Raw genomic sequence first — 15,829 nt, 5'->3', positions numbered from 1 at the left:
GCTGGCCTTCGCTACATGAGAAGATCCGCTCGCTGCTACGCAGCCCTTAGCTGAGTTTGTATGTACATACCGCATCTTGAGCTTGAGCATGACCAACTGATATCTTCACATCTTTGGTTTGTCCACGTTTTGTGAGCACAATTGGCGTGATGAGGTTATAGCCGGCAGCTTTTACACGAACTGCATCGACTTTAACAATTGGCTCCCCTGCCTGCACCGATTGACCGGACTCGGCGAGCACATTAAAGCCCTCACCTTTCAGTTCAACCGTTTCAAGCCCAATGTGAACTAACACTTCAACGCCTTGATCGGTGCGCATAGCGAAAGCGTGCCCGGTTTTGAAAACTTTCACGATCTCACCCGCAACAGGTGCCAGAACAATAAGTTCCGCACCGTCGTCGGGCTGAACCGCGAAACCTTCACCCAGCATTTTCTGTGAAAATACCGGATCAGGCACCTGCGATACGTCCACCACCGAACCAGCGAATGGAGCGTGAAGCTCAGCTTTCTTGCTCAAACCAAACATTAAATTTCCTGCTCTCCTTGTAAAGCAACTGATTCACCTTGAAGCTGGCGGGCAACTTCGTCGTACACAAACTGTACCTGCGGGCCAATAATAACCTGCACAGATTTCTGCGATGGACGAATCACACCTGCTACACCAGCAGCTTTAATATCGTTCTCCTTAACAAGAAGGTGATCTTTGACTGAAACGCGCAGACGAGTTGCACAGTAATCAACGAGATCAATATTTTCGCTGCCACCTAGACCAGCAATAACTTGGGAAGCAACGCTTGAGTAGGTGCGATCCTCAGCAAGGCTCACACCGGCGTCGGAATCATCGCCACGACCCGGCGTCTTAAGATCGAACTTGCCAATGGCGAAGTAGAAAACGCCGAGGTAGACGAGGAAGTAAACCACACCGAGCAAGAGCAGCATCCACCACTTGTTGGCCAAGGGGTTTTGCGAGGAGAGGAACATATCCACGAATCCGGCCGAGAAACCGAAGCCCGCCGTCCAATGGAAGAAAGCAGCCACTGCCAAGGAAATACCTGTCAAAATGGCATGGATCAAGTAGAGTGCTGGAGCAACAAAGAGGAAGGAGAATTCTACTGGTTCAGTAACACCCGTAAAGAATGCAGCAAGAGCAGCTGCGAGCATAAGCGAACCAACGACCTTGCGCTTGGCCTTATCTGCACGCAAGTAAATCGCGAGCGCAGCTCCTGGCATACCGAACATCATCACTGGGAAGAAGCCAGCTTGGTACTTGCCAATTTCGCCAACAACGGTACAGGTGTTACCAGCCCACACGCCTACGCCAGGGCAGGTTGCGGCAGACGTAGCGGCAGCAGCTGACTTGATGGTTTCGCCACCTTTAAGGAAGTTACCAATATCGTTGATGCCCACAACGTCGAACCAGAAAATCGAGTTCAAAGCGTGATGCAGACCAGTTGGGAGAAGCAGGCGGTTTACCAAACCGTAAATACCGGCACCAACAGCGCCGAGACCCTGGATCGACTGGCCGAACTGGAAGAGGACGTTGTAGACGAACGGCCACACGAGGTAGAGCACGCCTGCTAGAACGATCGACAGACCCATCGTCACGATCGGAACAAGACGGCGTCCAGCAAAGAATGCCAAGAAGTCTGGAAGCTTGGTCTGGTGGAAACGGTTGTAGCACCATGCAGCCAAAATACCAACCAGGATACCGATGAGCACGTTCTTCTCGTTGACAGCGTTCCAGCCTTGGGAAGCCCATTCAAGTGCTGCATCACCCTTGAGGGCTTTATAATCGGCAATACCGCGGTAGCTTGCAATAGCCTCTGGAGCAAGCAGCAACTTCACCGCTGTAAAGCCTAAGAAGCCAGAGAGAGCTGCAGCACCGTTATTGTCTCGTGCAAGACCAAAAGCGAGTGCAATTGCGAATACATAGCCGAGGTTATCAAGGACTGCGAGTCCCGATTTAATGAGAATAGCCGCCGTGACGCTGTTAGCACCCCAACCTGCTGGATCAATCCAGTAACCAATTCCCATAAGAATAGCTGCTACTGGCATCACTGCCACAGCACCCATGATTGCCCGTCCGAACCTTTGCAAGGCTCCTACGATAGTGTCTTTCACTGATTTTCCTTCTGTTTATGTGGATGGATAACGCCGCCACTTTGCCGCCAAGCATGCAAGGTAACCGATAAGAACGCGACCTCTCCAAGCGCAAGCAGTGGAACGGCGTCCACCTGAAGAAGCTGAGCAATAATTCGCTCAGCTACGTCGAATTCTCGCGGTAACTCCCGAGAAATAGCGCGCAGTGCATCATTCTTGCGGAACATACCGCTCTCGATCCGCCGCATCGTTGCGAGAATAGATGCACTCACCTCCTCAGGAACTGCATGTTCAACGCCAAGTGACTGACCGGCGTCGTTGATAATCGTTGCAAGCCGATTCGCCTGTTCTAGCGGCTGCTTCACCGTTACGCCAGTGCGTGCAGCATTGAGATGAAGAGCGATAAATGCTGCTTCGTCGTCTGGAAAGGCCATATCGGCATGCGCATTGATGTAGGTGAGCACAGCTTCGGCCGCTGCAAATTCCTCTGGGAAAACGGCACGAATTTCAGTCCGCAAATTATTGCGAATAACCTGCCCATCACGTAACCGCTGCATAGCAAAAATCAGGTGATCCGAGAGCAAGAGATACACCGAGGGATGTAATTCACCCAGAATATCTGCTGCTAACTCGATACCACCGGCAATTGCTTCAAGGGTCTGTTGAGGAAGATTTTGCGCTTGTTTGAGAAACTGAATGCGCTGCGGACTCACTTCTACATAGTGGCGGTGCGCTTCACCATGCTCAATAGAATCCCCCGGACGGCGACCAAAACCGATGCCCCTGCCCACAATGATGTGTTCAGAGTCATTATTACGCACGAGCACAGCGTTATTGTTGAACACTCGCACTATGTAATGGGCTTGGTCATCCACGGAAAGCTCCTCGTTGAGCGGGCACGAAAGCTAAGCCTTACGCGCCCTCCGGTAATGCCTGCTTGCCAGTAACACCCGCTGGGGTAAAGTCGAGATTAATCCTATGCTTTACTATAACTAAGCGCAACTATTCTCACGCAATGCTGTGCCAAATATTCTTTCCCACACTTCAACGCTAAAATGGAGAACATGACATTACCAAGCGTTGAGAATATTACTGCTGAGCTAGCTAAAGTTATTGATCCTGAAATTCGCCGCCCGATTACCGAACTCGGTATGGTGCGCTCTGTTGAGGTGCACGAAACTGGCAAAGTGACTGTTCATATTGACCTCACCACTGCCGGCTGCCCTTTGCGTGACACCATCACTGCAGACGTGAAGAAAGTTCTCGGTGAGCTCGATGGCGTGATCGGCACGAACGTCGTCATGGGCGTCATGGACGAAGAACAGAAAGCAAAACTGCGCGAGACTCTGCGCGGCGGGGCTCCTGAGCGAGTAATTCCTTTCGCTCAGCCTGGTAATCTAACTCGCGTCTACGCGATTTCCTCCGGTAAGGGCGGCGTTGGTAAATCGTCGATGACCGTTAACCTCGCCACGGCTATGGCCGCCTCGGGACTCAAAGTTGGAATCGTGGACGCAGATATTTACGGTTTCTCGATTCCGCAGATGATGGGCGTGGACACCCCTCCGCAGGTGATCGACAAAATGATCATTCCACCGGTTGCACACGGCGTGAAAGTGATCTCGATTGGGATGTTCTTGCAGGATAATTCGCCAGTGGTTTGGCGTGGCCCGATGCTACACCGTGCACTTGAGCAGTTCTTCGGCGATGTATTCTGGGGCGATCTCGACGCACTTTTGATCGATCTTCCACCAGGTACAGGCGATATTGCTATCTCGGTTGCCCAGCTCATTCCAGGTGCAGAAATCGTTGTTGTGACTACTCCACAGTCCGCTGCGGCAGAAGTAGCTGAGCGTGCAGGTGTGATGGCAAGCCAAACCGAGCAGCGCGTGGTGGGCGTGATCGAGAATATGTCCTACCTTGCAATGCCCGACGGAACTCGCATGGAGATTTTCGGCGCAGGTGGTGGCGACGCCGTCGCCCAGCAGCTCACAAATACGCTGGGTTACGATGTGCCCGTTATCGCTACGGTTCCGTTGGAGCAGCCTTTGCGCGAAGGTGGCGACGCCGGTGTGCCGCTTGCAATTCAAGAGGGCGAGTCCACTGCCCAGACTGCGATTCGGGAAGCTGCTGCTTCACTGGCAAAGCGCGCCCGCGGACTTTCTGGACGCTCCCTTGGAGTTTCTCCCGCGTAATCGCGGCGAGCGGTATGATTTGCTGAGGGTACAGACAATCTTGGAGAGAGCACTATGACGCACGATAAAGCCGCTTCTTGGGCATACAGCGAAGACATCGCCGTTGAACCAGAGCTGATGGCTCAGGCACGGTTAGAAGCTGCTGAATTAGGGATCACTTCCCTATCGCCAGCTACTGGGCAATTTCTTGCCACTCTAGCTTGTATGCCACAAGTGAGCGCAATTGCGGAGATCGGTACGGGCACCGGACTGTGCGGACTGTATATGCTCAGTGCGTCCAAGCAGGCGATATTAACCACTATTGACGTTGATTTGGAAGCGCAGAATCACGCACGCGACTTCTTTACGAAAGCAGGAGTTCGTACGTCGCGCTATCGGATTATTAATGGTCGAAGTGCCGATCTACTACCGCGTTTGGCTAAGGAATCTTATGATTTGGTACTGCTTGATGGAGATCCGCTCGAAGCAGAAGGCGATTTCTACGAAGCTGTACGCATGCTACGCACAGGCGGCATGGTAGTTATTGCTCATGCACTCAACCATGACCGAGTTGCTGATCCGGCTCGACGCGACGAAGCTACAGTAGCATTACGCAATCTGGGACATATTGCGATGGAATCCGAAGAGATTTCTTGTTCCTTGCTGCCACTCGGCGATGGCTTGCTCTTCGGAGTGAAGAAGTAGAGCATAACTGTAATTGTGGGTGTGGGGAGCAGTTCGTGTGATTGAACTTGCTCCCCACACCCGCAACCAGTAACTAACTGCTTAACTACTTTTTGATTGCTTCGAGAACGCTCACCATCTCAGAAACGTCGTCATCGGTGAGAGAGAGCACCAAACGGCCGCCACCCTCAAGCGGAATCTTTAACGTGACGCCGTGGTTGTCCCGCTCAGCTTCGAGAGGACCATCGCCGGTCCGTGGCTTCATTGCAGCCATATCCATCTCCTCTCCTAGTGTGAACGCACACCCTAGCGCACACCTTGACTACCATTCTAAGGGATTTTCAGAATCAATGCGCGAGTAGAACATTATTTCGTTTTGCTGAGCATAGAGTGCATTAGCAAACCTGGTTCTCGCAATATCGCAAACTCAGTGCTGCCCATTCTCGCGAATTTGCGAAGCTAACTTATGAATCCCCTGCTGTAAAGCCTCGACGGCTTCATCAGCCGTATCAACAACAGTGAAAAGTTGCGGATCTACTGCATTCACCATGCCCTCATGGACCATCGTCTGATCGATCCACGTTTTTAGACCGTTCCAATAGTCACGGCCTACCAGTACAACCGGGAAGCCCGAAATCTTGCGTGTTTGCACCAGCGTCAACGCCTCAAACAGCTCATCCATCGTGCCAAAGCCACCTGGCAACACAATGAACCCGAGGGCGTACTTGACGAACATCAACTTTCGCACAAAGAAATAACGGAAGTTGATCCCACGATTCACGTACTCGTTCATGCCCTGCTCAAACGGGAGCTCAATTCCCAATCCAACAGATACGCCGCCATTTTCAACAGCGCCCTTATTGGCTGCCTCCATGATTCCAGGCCCACCGCCGGTGATAACCGCATAATCCAGATCAACGAGCTTCGCAGCGATTTCTTCCGCCAGTTGATAGTGCGGCGTTCCCGGTTTCGTGCGCGCCGAACCAAAAATAGACACCGCTGGCCCAATATCTGCCAAGGCGCCAAAGCCTTCCACGAATTCTGCCTGTATCCTCATGATTCGCCACGGATCTGAGTGTATAAAACTTGTGTCTTGAATGGGAGCGAGTAATCGAGCATCCGTCGTCTGATCAGGAATCTGATCTCCACGCAGCACGATAGGTCCCTTGCGGTATTGCATGTCGTTGTGCTTCACACTCACACCGTATCGTTTCTTGATAGAAATTTCAGCAATATTCCACGCAATATAACTGTCAGTGAACAGGAGCTATACTACAGCTGCGAAGTTGAGTAGCATTAAGCTATGTCTATAGATAACTACAAAGAATTAGCGGCCGTTGCCGCAAAAACTATCGCCGAAAAATCCGGTGTAGACCACCACGATATTGCGCTCACCCTTGGATCAGGATGGGGTGGCGCTGCAAGCCTCATTGGTGAGGTTGTTGCCGAAATCGATGCAGCCGACGTCCCGGGATTCTCCGCACCCGCCGTCGTCGGTCACGGAGGAAAAATCACCTCAATCAAACTCCGTTCCGGCCACTACGCACTCATTTTAGGGGCGCGCACCCACTTCTACGAGGGCAAGGGCGTACGTGCGGTAGCTCATGGTGTACGAACTGCCGCCGCAACAGGAGCGCGCATCTGTATCCTCACCAACGGCTGCGGTTCAACAGTTCCAGAATGGGGTCCTGGCACAACGGTGCTGCTCTCGGATCACATCAATTTAACCGCCACCTCCCCTATCGAGGGCGCCAATTTCGTTGATCTCACCGATCTATACTCGAGCAAACTCCGCCAAATCGCACGCACAGTCGATCCTGATTTGCCAGAAGGCGTATACACCCAGTTCCCTGGGCCTCACTACGAAACCCCTGCTGAAGTGCGTATGGCACGAACGCTCGGTGGCGATCTGGTTGGAATGTCTACTGCGCTTGAAGCAATTGCCGCACGCGAAGCAGGTATGGAAGTACTGGGCATCTCGCTGGTCACCAACCACGCAGCTGGATTTGCCCCAGGTAATTTGAACCATCAAGAAGTTCTCGAGGCTGGTCGCGCTGCTGGCTCGCGCATTTCACGCTTGCTAGCAGATATTATTGGAAAGATTTCCGAAACGGAACTGTCATAAGGCACCGTTCGAAATTATATGAGTGCGAGTTCGGCTCATCGCCGCGCCCACATTTTCAAAGTTCAAAGGGGAAAAATGAACTATTCATCTGAAAAAGTTCACGAGTGGATCAAACATGATCCAGAAGAAGAAACACGTCACGAGCTTGAGGCGATTCTTGCCGCTGCTGAAGCTGGTGATCAAAGCGCTGCAGCTGATTTAGCGGATCGTTTCCAAGGCACACTCCAGTTTGGCACTGCCGGGCTGCGCGGAGCGATGGGTGGCGGCCCGTTCCGCATGAATCGCGCAGTAGTACGCCGAGCTGCCGCCGGTTTGACCGCATGGTTGCGGGCGCGAGTGGGCGACGACGCCGTCGTCGTTATCGGCTACGACGCACGCTATCACTCGGCTGATTTTGCACGCGATACCGCAGCTATCGTGACCGCCGCAGGTGCGCGAGCAATTTTAATGCCGCGCAATCTTCCCACTCCAGTGCTCGCCTTTGCCGTGCGCTACCTAGGAGCAGACGCCGGTGTGATGGTTACCGCCTCGCACAACCCACCACAGGATAACGGCTACAAGGTTTATCTTGGTGGGCGAGCCATCGATACCACTGGCAATGGAGCGCAAATTGTGCCACCAGTTGATGCCGAAATTGCTGCACAGATCGACGCCGCCCCGCACGCGGACGAAATTCCACTCGCGGAATCTGGGTGGGAAATTGTGCCGGAAAGCCTGATTGACGCATACGTTGATACGGTTGCACAGATCGCTAAACCAGGCTCGCGAGATATTAAGATCGTTTACACTGCGATGCATGGCGTTGGCACGGAAACCATGATGAAAGTCTTTGCTAAAGCAGGATTTACGCAAGTCGTAGGAGTGCCAGAGCAGATCGAACCAGATCCATCCTTCCCTACGGTGGCGTTCCCAAATCCGGAAGAGCCCGGTGCTCTCGACCTCGCCATTGCACTGGCGAAAAAGGAAAATGCCGATATCGTGATCGCCTCCGATCCTGACGCTGATCGCTGTTCGGCCGCGATTCCTATGGGCGACGGCGAGTGGCGACAGCTATCGGGCGATGAAATCGGCTCGCTACTGGGTGAATGCGTCGCAATCGGAGCAGAACGCGACGGCGTGCAGGGAAATCTCGCATCGTCGATCGTTTCCTCGCGGTTACTTGAGAAAATCGCTCATTCGCACGGCCTTGGCTATGAGGCCACGTTGACGGGCTTCAAGTGGATTTCTCGCGCTCCAGAAATCATCTTCGGCTATGAAGAAGCAATTGGTTTTTGCGTTAAGCCTGAAGCGGTTAAAGATAAAGACGGCATCTCGGCCGCTGTGCTTTTGGCCTGGCTAGCTGCTCATCTGCGCGAAAATGGCACTGATCTGCAAGGTGATCTTGACCGGATCGCCATTCGCGAAGGACTCTACCTATCTGGACCAGTGACTATCCGCGTTGAGGATCTCTCGATTATTCCTGCGACGATGGCTAAAGTGCGCCAGTTCCCACCAACTGAGCTGGTTGGATCACCAGTAACCTCTATTGTGGATCTTTCGCAGGGAACTGATTCCTTGCCACCAACAGATGCGGTTATGATTCACACGCAGGCTAATGATCGAGTGATTATTCGACCGTCCGGCACTGAACCAAAGGTCAAGTGTTACCTTGAGGTGATTGAGCCGGTCGCTGATGAGGCTGCGCTACCTGCCGCAAAGGAACGCGCTGCCGCACGCCTTGCTCAATTCAAGCTAGACATGGCTCAGGTGCTCAAACTCGACTAGTTTTGGCTCAAGCTAACTATAAGGGTGGGGGCTTCCAGATCAACCGATCTGGAAGCCCCCACCCGCTATAACCAGCAGCAATTCAAACCAGCGCTCATTTTTGAACTAACTCAAATCAAAGCCGATAGCCAGTTCATCAACTGCTCATTGCTAGCTAGCTTAGCTTTCGTTCAGTCTAGCGAAACGATTCACTCATTCGAGCGTATCAAGCACTGCCTGCGAAGCTGAGAGGCCAAGGCGGGTTGCACCTGCCGCAATAAGTTCTGCAGCGAACTTGCCGTCACGAATACCGCCCGAAGCTTTCACCTCAAGATCATCGCCCACAGTCTGCTTCATAAGCTCAACGGCGTGAACCGAAGCTCCACCTGCAGGATGGAAACCTGTTGAGGTCTTAACGAAATCTGCATCGAGTTCACGCGCAATCTCGCACACCTTGATGATTTCCTCATCAGTGAGAGCAGCAGACTCAATAATGACCTTGAGAACTGCAAAAGGAATAGCATCGCGAACCGATGCAATATCGAGTGCCACGCCATCCCAATCGTGTTCTTTCACAAGGCCAATGTTCACTACCATATCGACCTCATCTGCACCTGCTGCCACGGCCAATGCAGCTTCCGCAGCCTTGATTGACGGTGCAACAGCTCCCGATGGGAAACCAGCGACCACTGCGAGATGTACATCGCCAAGATCGATATCATCAGGAAGCGGGAGCATCGACGGCGAAATGCACACCGAATAGGTACCAATTCGCTTCGCGTCCTCAACCAGTGCCCGAACGTCGTCGAACGTCGCCTCTGGCTTCAGCAGGGTGTGATCAATCATCTGGGCGACTTCTTCACGTGTTGCCACAGTATTCTCCTTGTTTGTTTCGTGGGTGCCAATGAGTCAATCATTGGCACATAATTCCTGCTCATGCGTGAATGCCAGAAGCACCCACGCACCTTATTCTACTAGTATCTCTTGCCTTGATCAGCTGGATCTGCAAACTCCTCAAGTTCATTTCACCAGCTTCACTGAATCACGAACGAGTGATGCGATCCAGCACTACGGAGCCTCGCACCGGCGCCACTTTACCAATCACTACGCCGCCCTCAAGCGATTCAAGAGCTCGTTCAAAACGCGCTTCTTCATCGGTGAATAGAGTCATGAGCTTTTGCCCCTTCTTCACCTCATCGCCAGGCTTAGCAAAAAGCTCAATGCCCGCACCTGCCTGTACTGGCTCGCCTTGGAATGCACGGCCAGCACCGAGACGCCACGATGCTATACCGACGCTGAGCGCGTCGAGAGTCTCAAGCACACCGTCGTCTTCGGCAATCACATCGTGTGAATGCTTTGCGACTGGAAGTGGAGCGTCGACGTCGCCGCCTTGCGCTGTGATCATCTGTCGCCACACGTCCATTGCGCGGCCGTCCTTGAGTGCAGCCTCCACATCGGCATCTGGCTGACCTGCTGCGCTGAGCATTTCGCGAGCGAGTGCCAAGGTGAGTTCGACGACGTCGGCCGGTCCCCCACCTGCGAGAACCTCCACAGACTCTTCCACTTCAAGCGCATTTCCAACTTTGAGGCCAAGCGGGGTACTCATATCGGTCAAAAGCGCAACGGTATGTACGCCAGCGTCAGTACCCAAGTCCACCATGGTCTGTGCAAGCTCGCGAGCGTGGTCGAGTTCTTTCATGAAAGCACCCGAGCCAACTTTGACGTCGAGTACCAACGATCCAGTACCTTCGGCAATCTTCTTCGACATAATCGATGAGGAAATGAGCGGAATACAGTCCACGGTGGACGTCACATCGCGCAGTGCGTAAAGCTTTTTATCGGCTGGAGCCAGGCCAGAACCAGCTGCGCAAATCACCGCGCCGCACCCCTCAAGCCCAAGCTGATGCATAATCTCATCATTAGACAGATTCGCGCGCCAGCCTGGAATGGCCTCGAGTTTATCGAGGGTTCCACCAGTGTGCCCGAGTCCACGCCCTGAAAGCTGTGGCACAGCCACTCCAAATGCTGCCACAAGCGGAGCAAGTGGGAGTGTAATTTTGTCTCCCACACCGCCCGTTGAGTGTTTATCTGCAGTCACGCGGCCAAGGCCTGAGAAATCCATACGTTCGCCAGATTCAATCATAGCGTTCGTCCACTCAACGATTTCTTGGCGGTCCATGCCGTTCAAGAAAATCGCCATGGCCAGTGCAGCCATTTGCTCATCGCCCACTACTGCGCGCGTATATGCGTCGATCGTCCAAGCGATCTCATCTGAGCTCAGCTTCTGCCCATCGCGCTTGTGCCGAATGACGTCAACAACATCAAATTTTTCAGCCATTACATCCCCTTTACTACTTCTTGTTCTACTCTTTGTGTTCTTGGAGCGCATACGGCATATCTACTGACACCGCAGTCTCCACCTCATTAAGTTCGGCTGGTCCAAATCCATAGGGCAGTACTTCGTCCATGGTCATGACGCCGTGTGGCATCAGAACTTTGAGCGTTTTCCCGCCGTGCTCAAAGAGCAACTGGCGGCAACGGCCACACGGCACGATCACCTCACGGTTTCCATTCACTGCCACGAATGCGAGGAGGCGTCCTCCCCCGCCTTTCGTCAGTTCAGATACCATTCCACACTCTGCACACAGGCCGACGCCGTATGCCGCGTTCTCGACGTTGCATCCGCTTACGATCCGCCCGTCGTCTACGATGGCTGCTGCACCTACGGGATACCCTGAATAGGGCGCGTATGCATATTGCATAGCCTCACAAGCTACATCTTTGAGATTTTCCCAATCAATACTTTCCATATCAAAACTTTCTCGATAGAAAGAAGTTAGTGTCGTGGCGGCATATGCCGCCACGACACTAGGTCACTTCACGTATGGAACATTTTCAGCTGCAGGAGCTCGAGATTTACCAACGAATCCAGCAACCGCAATGATCGTTACAACGTACGGAATCATATTCACCATCTGCGACGGGATAGCGTTAGTCAGGTTTGGCACGAGCAGTGCGAAAGCCTTCGCAAAACCAAACATGACCGAAGCCGCTACCGCGCCAAGCGGATGCCACTTGCCCAGGATCATTGCCGCCAAAGCGATATATCCGTTACCAGCGGACATATTATCCGTAAATGCCAGCCCAGAACCGATGGTAAAGAATGCTCCACCAAGACCAGCCAGCGAAGAGCCAAATACGGTATTGCGGAAGCGCGTGCGGTTCACATTAATACCCACGGTATCGGCAGCACGTGGATGCTCTCCACAAGCCCGCAGACGCAATCCCCACCGCGAACGGAACAGGAAGATCGTCAGCAAAGTTACCGCAATGTACATGCAGTACACGAGCACCGACTGGTTGAACAGAGCAGGGCCAATCACTGGGATATCTGCAAGCAGCGGTATCCGAACTGGCGTGAGTGAATACTGGTTTGTGTTGAGCATCTTCGCATTGTGCGAAAGCAACGTGCCAGCAAAGAAAGTGGTCAACCCGAGCACCAGCACATTGAGCACGACGCCCACAATAATCTGATCAACGCCGTACTTCACCGAGAACAGCGCCAATAGACATCCTACGAATGCACCAGCGAGCGGAGCTGCCAACAAACCGACATACGCATTCTTAAAGAATGACGCTGCAACTACTCCCGCAAATGCACCGAAGAGCAGCTGACCTTCAATCGCAATATTAACCACGCCCACTCGTTCACAAACCACGCCAGACAACGCGCCGAAGATCAGCGGCGTCGAAATAGCGATAGTCGAAACGAGAGTCGAGGTTACGGTGACGGCGGATTCGGAACCTGCGCCAGCGAAAATCATGAATCCAAGGATCGTCATCAGAGCAATAGCAACCATTGCCGTAACATCGAGGATTCTTCCTGCTTTGGCGTATTTACCACGCGAAAGCACTGAAAGTACCGACCATACTGTGCCAAGTAAGGCGATCGCGAAAAATGCCCACAGCACTGCGGATGCATTAAACGAGAAATCGCCAATATTGAATGCTTGGCTCTTGTCGTTCAAACGAATTCTGGTTTGACCCTGTGCTTCCATCGCAAAGAACAGCAAGAGAAGTGAGGCAAAACCGAATGTGATTGGAATCTTCCAGTTGAGTTTTCCCAGCACATTTGCGTCTGGGGACGTTGTTTCTACTGCTACAGCACTCATGCCTGTGCCCCCTTACTTGATGCCTGTGCCTTTTGCGATAGCGTTGCCATATATTCTCGAACTGACTTTCCGTCCGGCTTTGGCAAGCGGAACATCCAGCGAATCAGTGCAGGAGCCGCAATGAACAAAACGATCATGGACTGCAAGATCAGGATCATGTCGATTGGCACACCCTGGGTCTGCATCACGTATCCACCAGCTTTGAATCCGCCGAACAGGAGACCTGCGAAGAAAATACCAAGTGGAGTATTGCGTCCAAGCAAGGCAACTGTGATCGCATCAAAACCAATCGATCCTGCAATGCCTTCGGTGACGTATCCCATCGTGCCAAGCGCTTCATTCGCACCGGCCAAACCACAGAAAGCACCTGAGATAACTAGCGTCAAAATCGTCACTTTTGCAGTGGACATACCGGCAGTCTGTGCAGCGTGCGGGTTAGCGCCGACTGCACGAAGCTCAAATCCGAAAGTCGATCGCTTGAGCAACCACCAGTAAACGAAAGTTGCCAAAAGCGCAATTACAAGGCCAATATGTAGCTTAAATGGCGGTGGGAGCAAAGGCATGTACAACGCCGTCTGCGCAGCGTGTGGCGTTTGTGGGTTATTCGATCCAGGCGCTTTCCATGACGGCAGCGAAAGCAGATAACCCAAGACGAGCGCGGACATCGAGTTGAGCATGATGGTCACGATAACTTCGTTTGCACCAGTCTTTGCTTTGAGCACACCGGCAATACCAGCGTATAAACCGCCAGCAATCATAGCTGCAGCGATAGCCACAAGCATATGAATACCGGCAGGTAGATGCAGGTTAATTCCAACCCAAATGGCTGCAATTGCACCAAAGACGATTTGTCCGGTACCACCGATGTTGAAAAGCCCGGCACGGAAACCAAGACCAAGTCCAAGACCAGCCAAAATCAACGGAATCGCATTGAATGCCGACTTCGTAATCGGCATGATCTGCCGTTGGAATGTTGATGCCTGAGGATCAAAAATCGCTCCGCGGAACATCGCATAATATGCGTGTCCAACGTTGGCACCACTGATCGCAATGAGGATCGCTCCCACGACGAATGCCAAAATCACAGCAAGAATTGCCACTACCCAACCAGAACGCAAAGCAGCATGAAGCACCGCTCGCAATTTCACAGAAAAGGATGGCTGAACTTCATTTTTAGTAGTCACGTCAGACATCAGTGAATATCCCCTAACATTTCTGGCTGCGAATGCGCCGCCTGTGCAAACGCCTCGTCTTCAGGAACACCAGCCATCATTAGACCGAGCACATCACGGGAAGTATCAGCTGGCACCACACCAATAATGCGCCCACGATACATCACCGCAATACGATCAGCTAATGCCACGACTTCGTCCAGTTCGGAGGAGACCAATAAAATTGGAGTACCCGAATCACGTTCTTCAATGATGCGCTTGTGAATGAATTCGATTGAACCCACGTCAACGCCACGCGTAGGTTGATTGACGACAAGCAAACGCAAGTCGCGAGAAAGTTCGCGTGCCACCACAACTTTCTGCTGATTTCCACCAGACAGAGTTGAAATTGCATCATGAATGGACGTCAAGCGAACGTCGTATTCCTCAACTTTTTCTTTCGCGTTTTGTACGACGGCGTTGCCCTTCATGAGCGGCCCTGATGCGAAAGGTGCATTGCGGTACTGATCCAAAATCAGATTATCCGCAATGGAGAACGACGCAATGATGCCGTCCTTAGAGCGATCTTCTGGAACGAATCCAATACCAGACTCAATATTGGCACGAACTTTCCGTCCGCTAATATCTGTGCCATCGAGCAGAATCGATCCCTCAGCAATCGGCTCAAGTCCGAGAATCGCTTCGGCGAGTTCGGTCTGTCCATTGCCTTGCACGCCGGCGATAGCGAGTACTTCACCGCGGTAAACTTGCAAATCTACATGCGATAACACTGGGTTTTCGGCGTCGTTCAACACTGAGACGTCGCGCAATTCCAAACCGATTTCGCCTGGTTGCGCCGGTTGTTTGTCCACACGCATCATGACTGGTCGTCCAACCATGAGGGTCGCAAGCTCGGCTTCTGTTGCCGTTGGGCTTGCTTCACCGACGACGGCGCCACGGCGAATCACCGTGATGTCATCAGATACTGCACGCACTTCCCGCAATTTGTGGGTAATAAACACAATTGAAGTGCCCGAAGCAGCGAGCTGCTTCATGATTGCCATAAGTTCATCAGTTTCTTGCGGTGTGAGCACTGCAGTCGGTTCGTCAAGAATGAGCACCTTTGCATCACGTGATAATGCCTTGACGATTTCAACTCGCTGCTGCGCACCAACAGGAAGATCCTCGATAAGCGCGTCTGGATCAAGATCGAAACCGAATTTTTGTGAAACTTCGCGCACGATTTCGCGCGCTTTCTTAATATCGAGCAGTCCTGCTTTTTTGGTTGGTTCATATCCCAAAGCAATAGACTCTGCCACGGTAAATACCGGAACCAGCATAAAGTGCTGGTGAACCATGCCAATGCCGGCGGCAACGGCGTCTCCTGGTCCATTAAATTTTACAGGTTTACCATCGAGAAGGATCTCTCCTTCGTCAGGATCGTAAAGCCCGTAAAGGACGTTCATAAGTGTAGATTTACCTGCGCCGTTTTCTCCAAGAAGAGCATGAATATGTCCCTCTTCAACGACGAGGTCAATGTGGTCATTTGCCACGAGGGGGCCGAATCGTTTTGTGATCCCCTTAAGCTCCAGCTTCACGCCAGACCCCTTTCGCGATTTATTTTATGCGTCAGCATTAAGAATAGTTGAGGTCCGGCCTCGAATGAAACCGGACCTCAACACT

15 protein-coding genes are annotated in these 15,829 nt (G+C 52.4%); 4 read left to right on the top strand and 11 right to left on the bottom strand.

What is annotated here, in order from left to right; genetic code table 11:
• Window positions 1-46: 46 nt before the first annotated feature.
• The 3 genes from JOD55_RS04590 to JOD55_RS09110 are packed head-to-tail and all read right to left on the bottom strand — an operon-like array spanning window position 47 to window position 2,975.
• Window positions 47-526, bottom strand: coding sequence for a PTS sugar transporter subunit IIA (locus tag JOD55_RS04590; protein WP_204398904.1), 480 nt, complete (start codon window positions 524-526; stop codon window positions 47-49).
• Window positions 526-2,121 (bottom strand): N-acetylglucosamine-specific PTS transporter subunit IIBC, encoded by a 1,596-nt coding sequence (gene nagE / locus JOD55_RS04585; RefSeq protein WP_204398903.1) that lies wholly within the window; start codon window positions 2,119-2,121, stop codon window positions 526-528. Before nagE ends, JOD55_RS04590 begins: the two co-directional genes overlap by 1 nt.
• Window positions 2,118-2,975 (bottom strand): PRD domain-containing protein, encoded by an 858-nt coding sequence (locus JOD55_RS09110; RefSeq protein WP_204398902.1) that lies wholly within the window; start codon window positions 2,973-2,975, stop codon window positions 2,118-2,120. The genes nagE and JOD55_RS09110 overlap by 4 nt, the downstream gene beginning before the upstream one ends.
• 189 nt (window positions 2,976-3,164) lie before the next feature.
• Here JOD55_RS09110 and JOD55_RS04575 point away from each other — a divergent pair, with 189 nt between their 5' ends.
• On the top strand, window positions 3,165-4,292 hold the full coding sequence (locus JOD55_RS04575; protein WP_204398901.1) for an Mrp/NBP35 family ATP-binding protein: 1,128 nt from the start codon (window positions 3,165-3,167) through the stop codon (window positions 4,290-4,292).
• Window positions 4,293-4,346: 54 nt separating this feature from the next.
• A complete protein-coding gene (locus JOD55_RS04570; protein WP_204398900.1) occupies window positions 4,347-4,976 on the top strand; it encodes an O-methyltransferase in 630 nt (209 codons plus the stop codon).
• A gap of 85 nt (window positions 4,977-5,061) precedes the next feature.
• Here the strand turns inward: JOD55_RS04570 and JOD55_RS04565 are convergent, their stop codons facing one another.
• Both JOD55_RS04565 and JOD55_RS04560 read right to left on the bottom strand, forming a co-directional pair.
• Window positions 5,062-5,229, bottom strand: coding sequence for a DUF3117 domain-containing protein (locus JOD55_RS04565; protein ID WP_131280752.1), 168 nt, complete (start codon window positions 5,227-5,229; stop codon window positions 5,062-5,064).
• Window positions 5,230-5,382: 153 nt separating this feature from the next.
• Window positions 5,383-6,135, bottom strand: a complete 753-nt coding sequence (locus JOD55_RS04560; protein WP_204399708.1) for an LOG family protein — start codon at window positions 6,133-6,135, stop codon at window positions 5,383-5,385.
• A 123-nt stretch (window positions 6,136-6,258) separates the two neighbouring features.
• Between JOD55_RS04560 and JOD55_RS04555 the strand changes: the two genes are divergently transcribed.
• Window positions 6,259-7,080, top strand: a complete 822-nt coding sequence (locus JOD55_RS04555) for a purine-nucleoside phosphorylase (RefSeq protein WP_204398899.1) — start codon at window positions 6,259-6,261, stop codon at window positions 7,078-7,080.
• Window positions 7,081-7,155: 75 nt separating this feature from the next.
• Window positions 7,156-8,844, top strand: a complete 1,689-nt coding sequence (locus JOD55_RS04550) for a phospho-sugar mutase (protein ID WP_204398898.1) — start codon at window positions 7,156-7,158, stop codon at window positions 8,842-8,844.
• A gap of 192 nt (window positions 8,845-9,036) precedes the next feature.
• On the opposite strand, the gene deoC is transcribed toward JOD55_RS04550, so the two are convergent.
• The 6 genes from deoC to JOD55_RS04520 form a co-directional block, all read right to left on the bottom strand.
• On the bottom strand, window positions 9,037-9,696 hold the full coding sequence (gene deoC / locus JOD55_RS04545; protein WP_204398897.1) for a deoxyribose-phosphate aldolase: 660 nt from the start codon (window positions 9,694-9,696) through the stop codon (window positions 9,037-9,039).
• A 169-nt stretch (window positions 9,697-9,865) separates the two neighbouring features.
• Window positions 9,866-11,161 carry a thymidine phosphorylase gene (locus JOD55_RS04540; protein WP_204398896.1) on the bottom strand — a complete coding sequence of 432 codons (1,296 nt, stop codon included), beginning with the start codon at window positions 11,159-11,161 and terminating at the stop codon, window positions 9,866-9,868.
• Window positions 11,162-11,186: 25 nt separating this feature from the next.
• Complete coding sequence (locus tag JOD55_RS04535) at window positions 11,187-11,633, bottom strand: cytidine deaminase (protein ID WP_204398895.1); 447 nt, start codon at window positions 11,631-11,633, stop codon at window positions 11,187-11,189.
• A gap of 63 nt (window positions 11,634-11,696) precedes the next feature.
• Window positions 11,697-12,995: an ABC transporter permease gene (locus JOD55_RS04530; protein ID WP_204398894.1), complete on the bottom strand. Its 1,299-nt coding sequence runs from the start codon at window positions 12,993-12,995 to the stop codon at window positions 11,697-11,699.
• Window positions 12,992-14,188: an ABC transporter permease gene (locus JOD55_RS04525; RefSeq protein ID WP_204398893.1), complete on the bottom strand. Its 1,197-nt coding sequence runs from the start codon at window positions 14,186-14,188 to the stop codon at window positions 12,992-12,994. The genes JOD55_RS04530 and JOD55_RS04525 overlap by 4 nt, the downstream gene beginning before the upstream one ends.
• Window positions 14,188-15,744, bottom strand: coding sequence for an ATP-binding cassette domain-containing protein (locus tag JOD55_RS04520; RefSeq protein ID WP_204398892.1), 1,557 nt, complete (start codon window positions 15,742-15,744; stop codon window positions 14,188-14,190). The genes JOD55_RS04525 and JOD55_RS04520 overlap by 1 nt, the downstream gene beginning before the upstream one ends.
• Between the last annotated feature and the right edge of the window lie 85 nt (window positions 15,745-15,829).

The sequence above is a fragment of the Arcanobacterium pluranimalium genome (assembly GCF_016907845.1).
Classification (GTDB): domain Bacteria; phylum Actinomycetota; class Actinomycetes; order Actinomycetales; family Actinomycetaceae; genus Arcanobacterium_A; species Arcanobacterium_A pluranimalium.
Note: the sequence above shows the minus strand (reverse complement) of the source record. Positions and strands in the feature narration are given on the sequence as shown.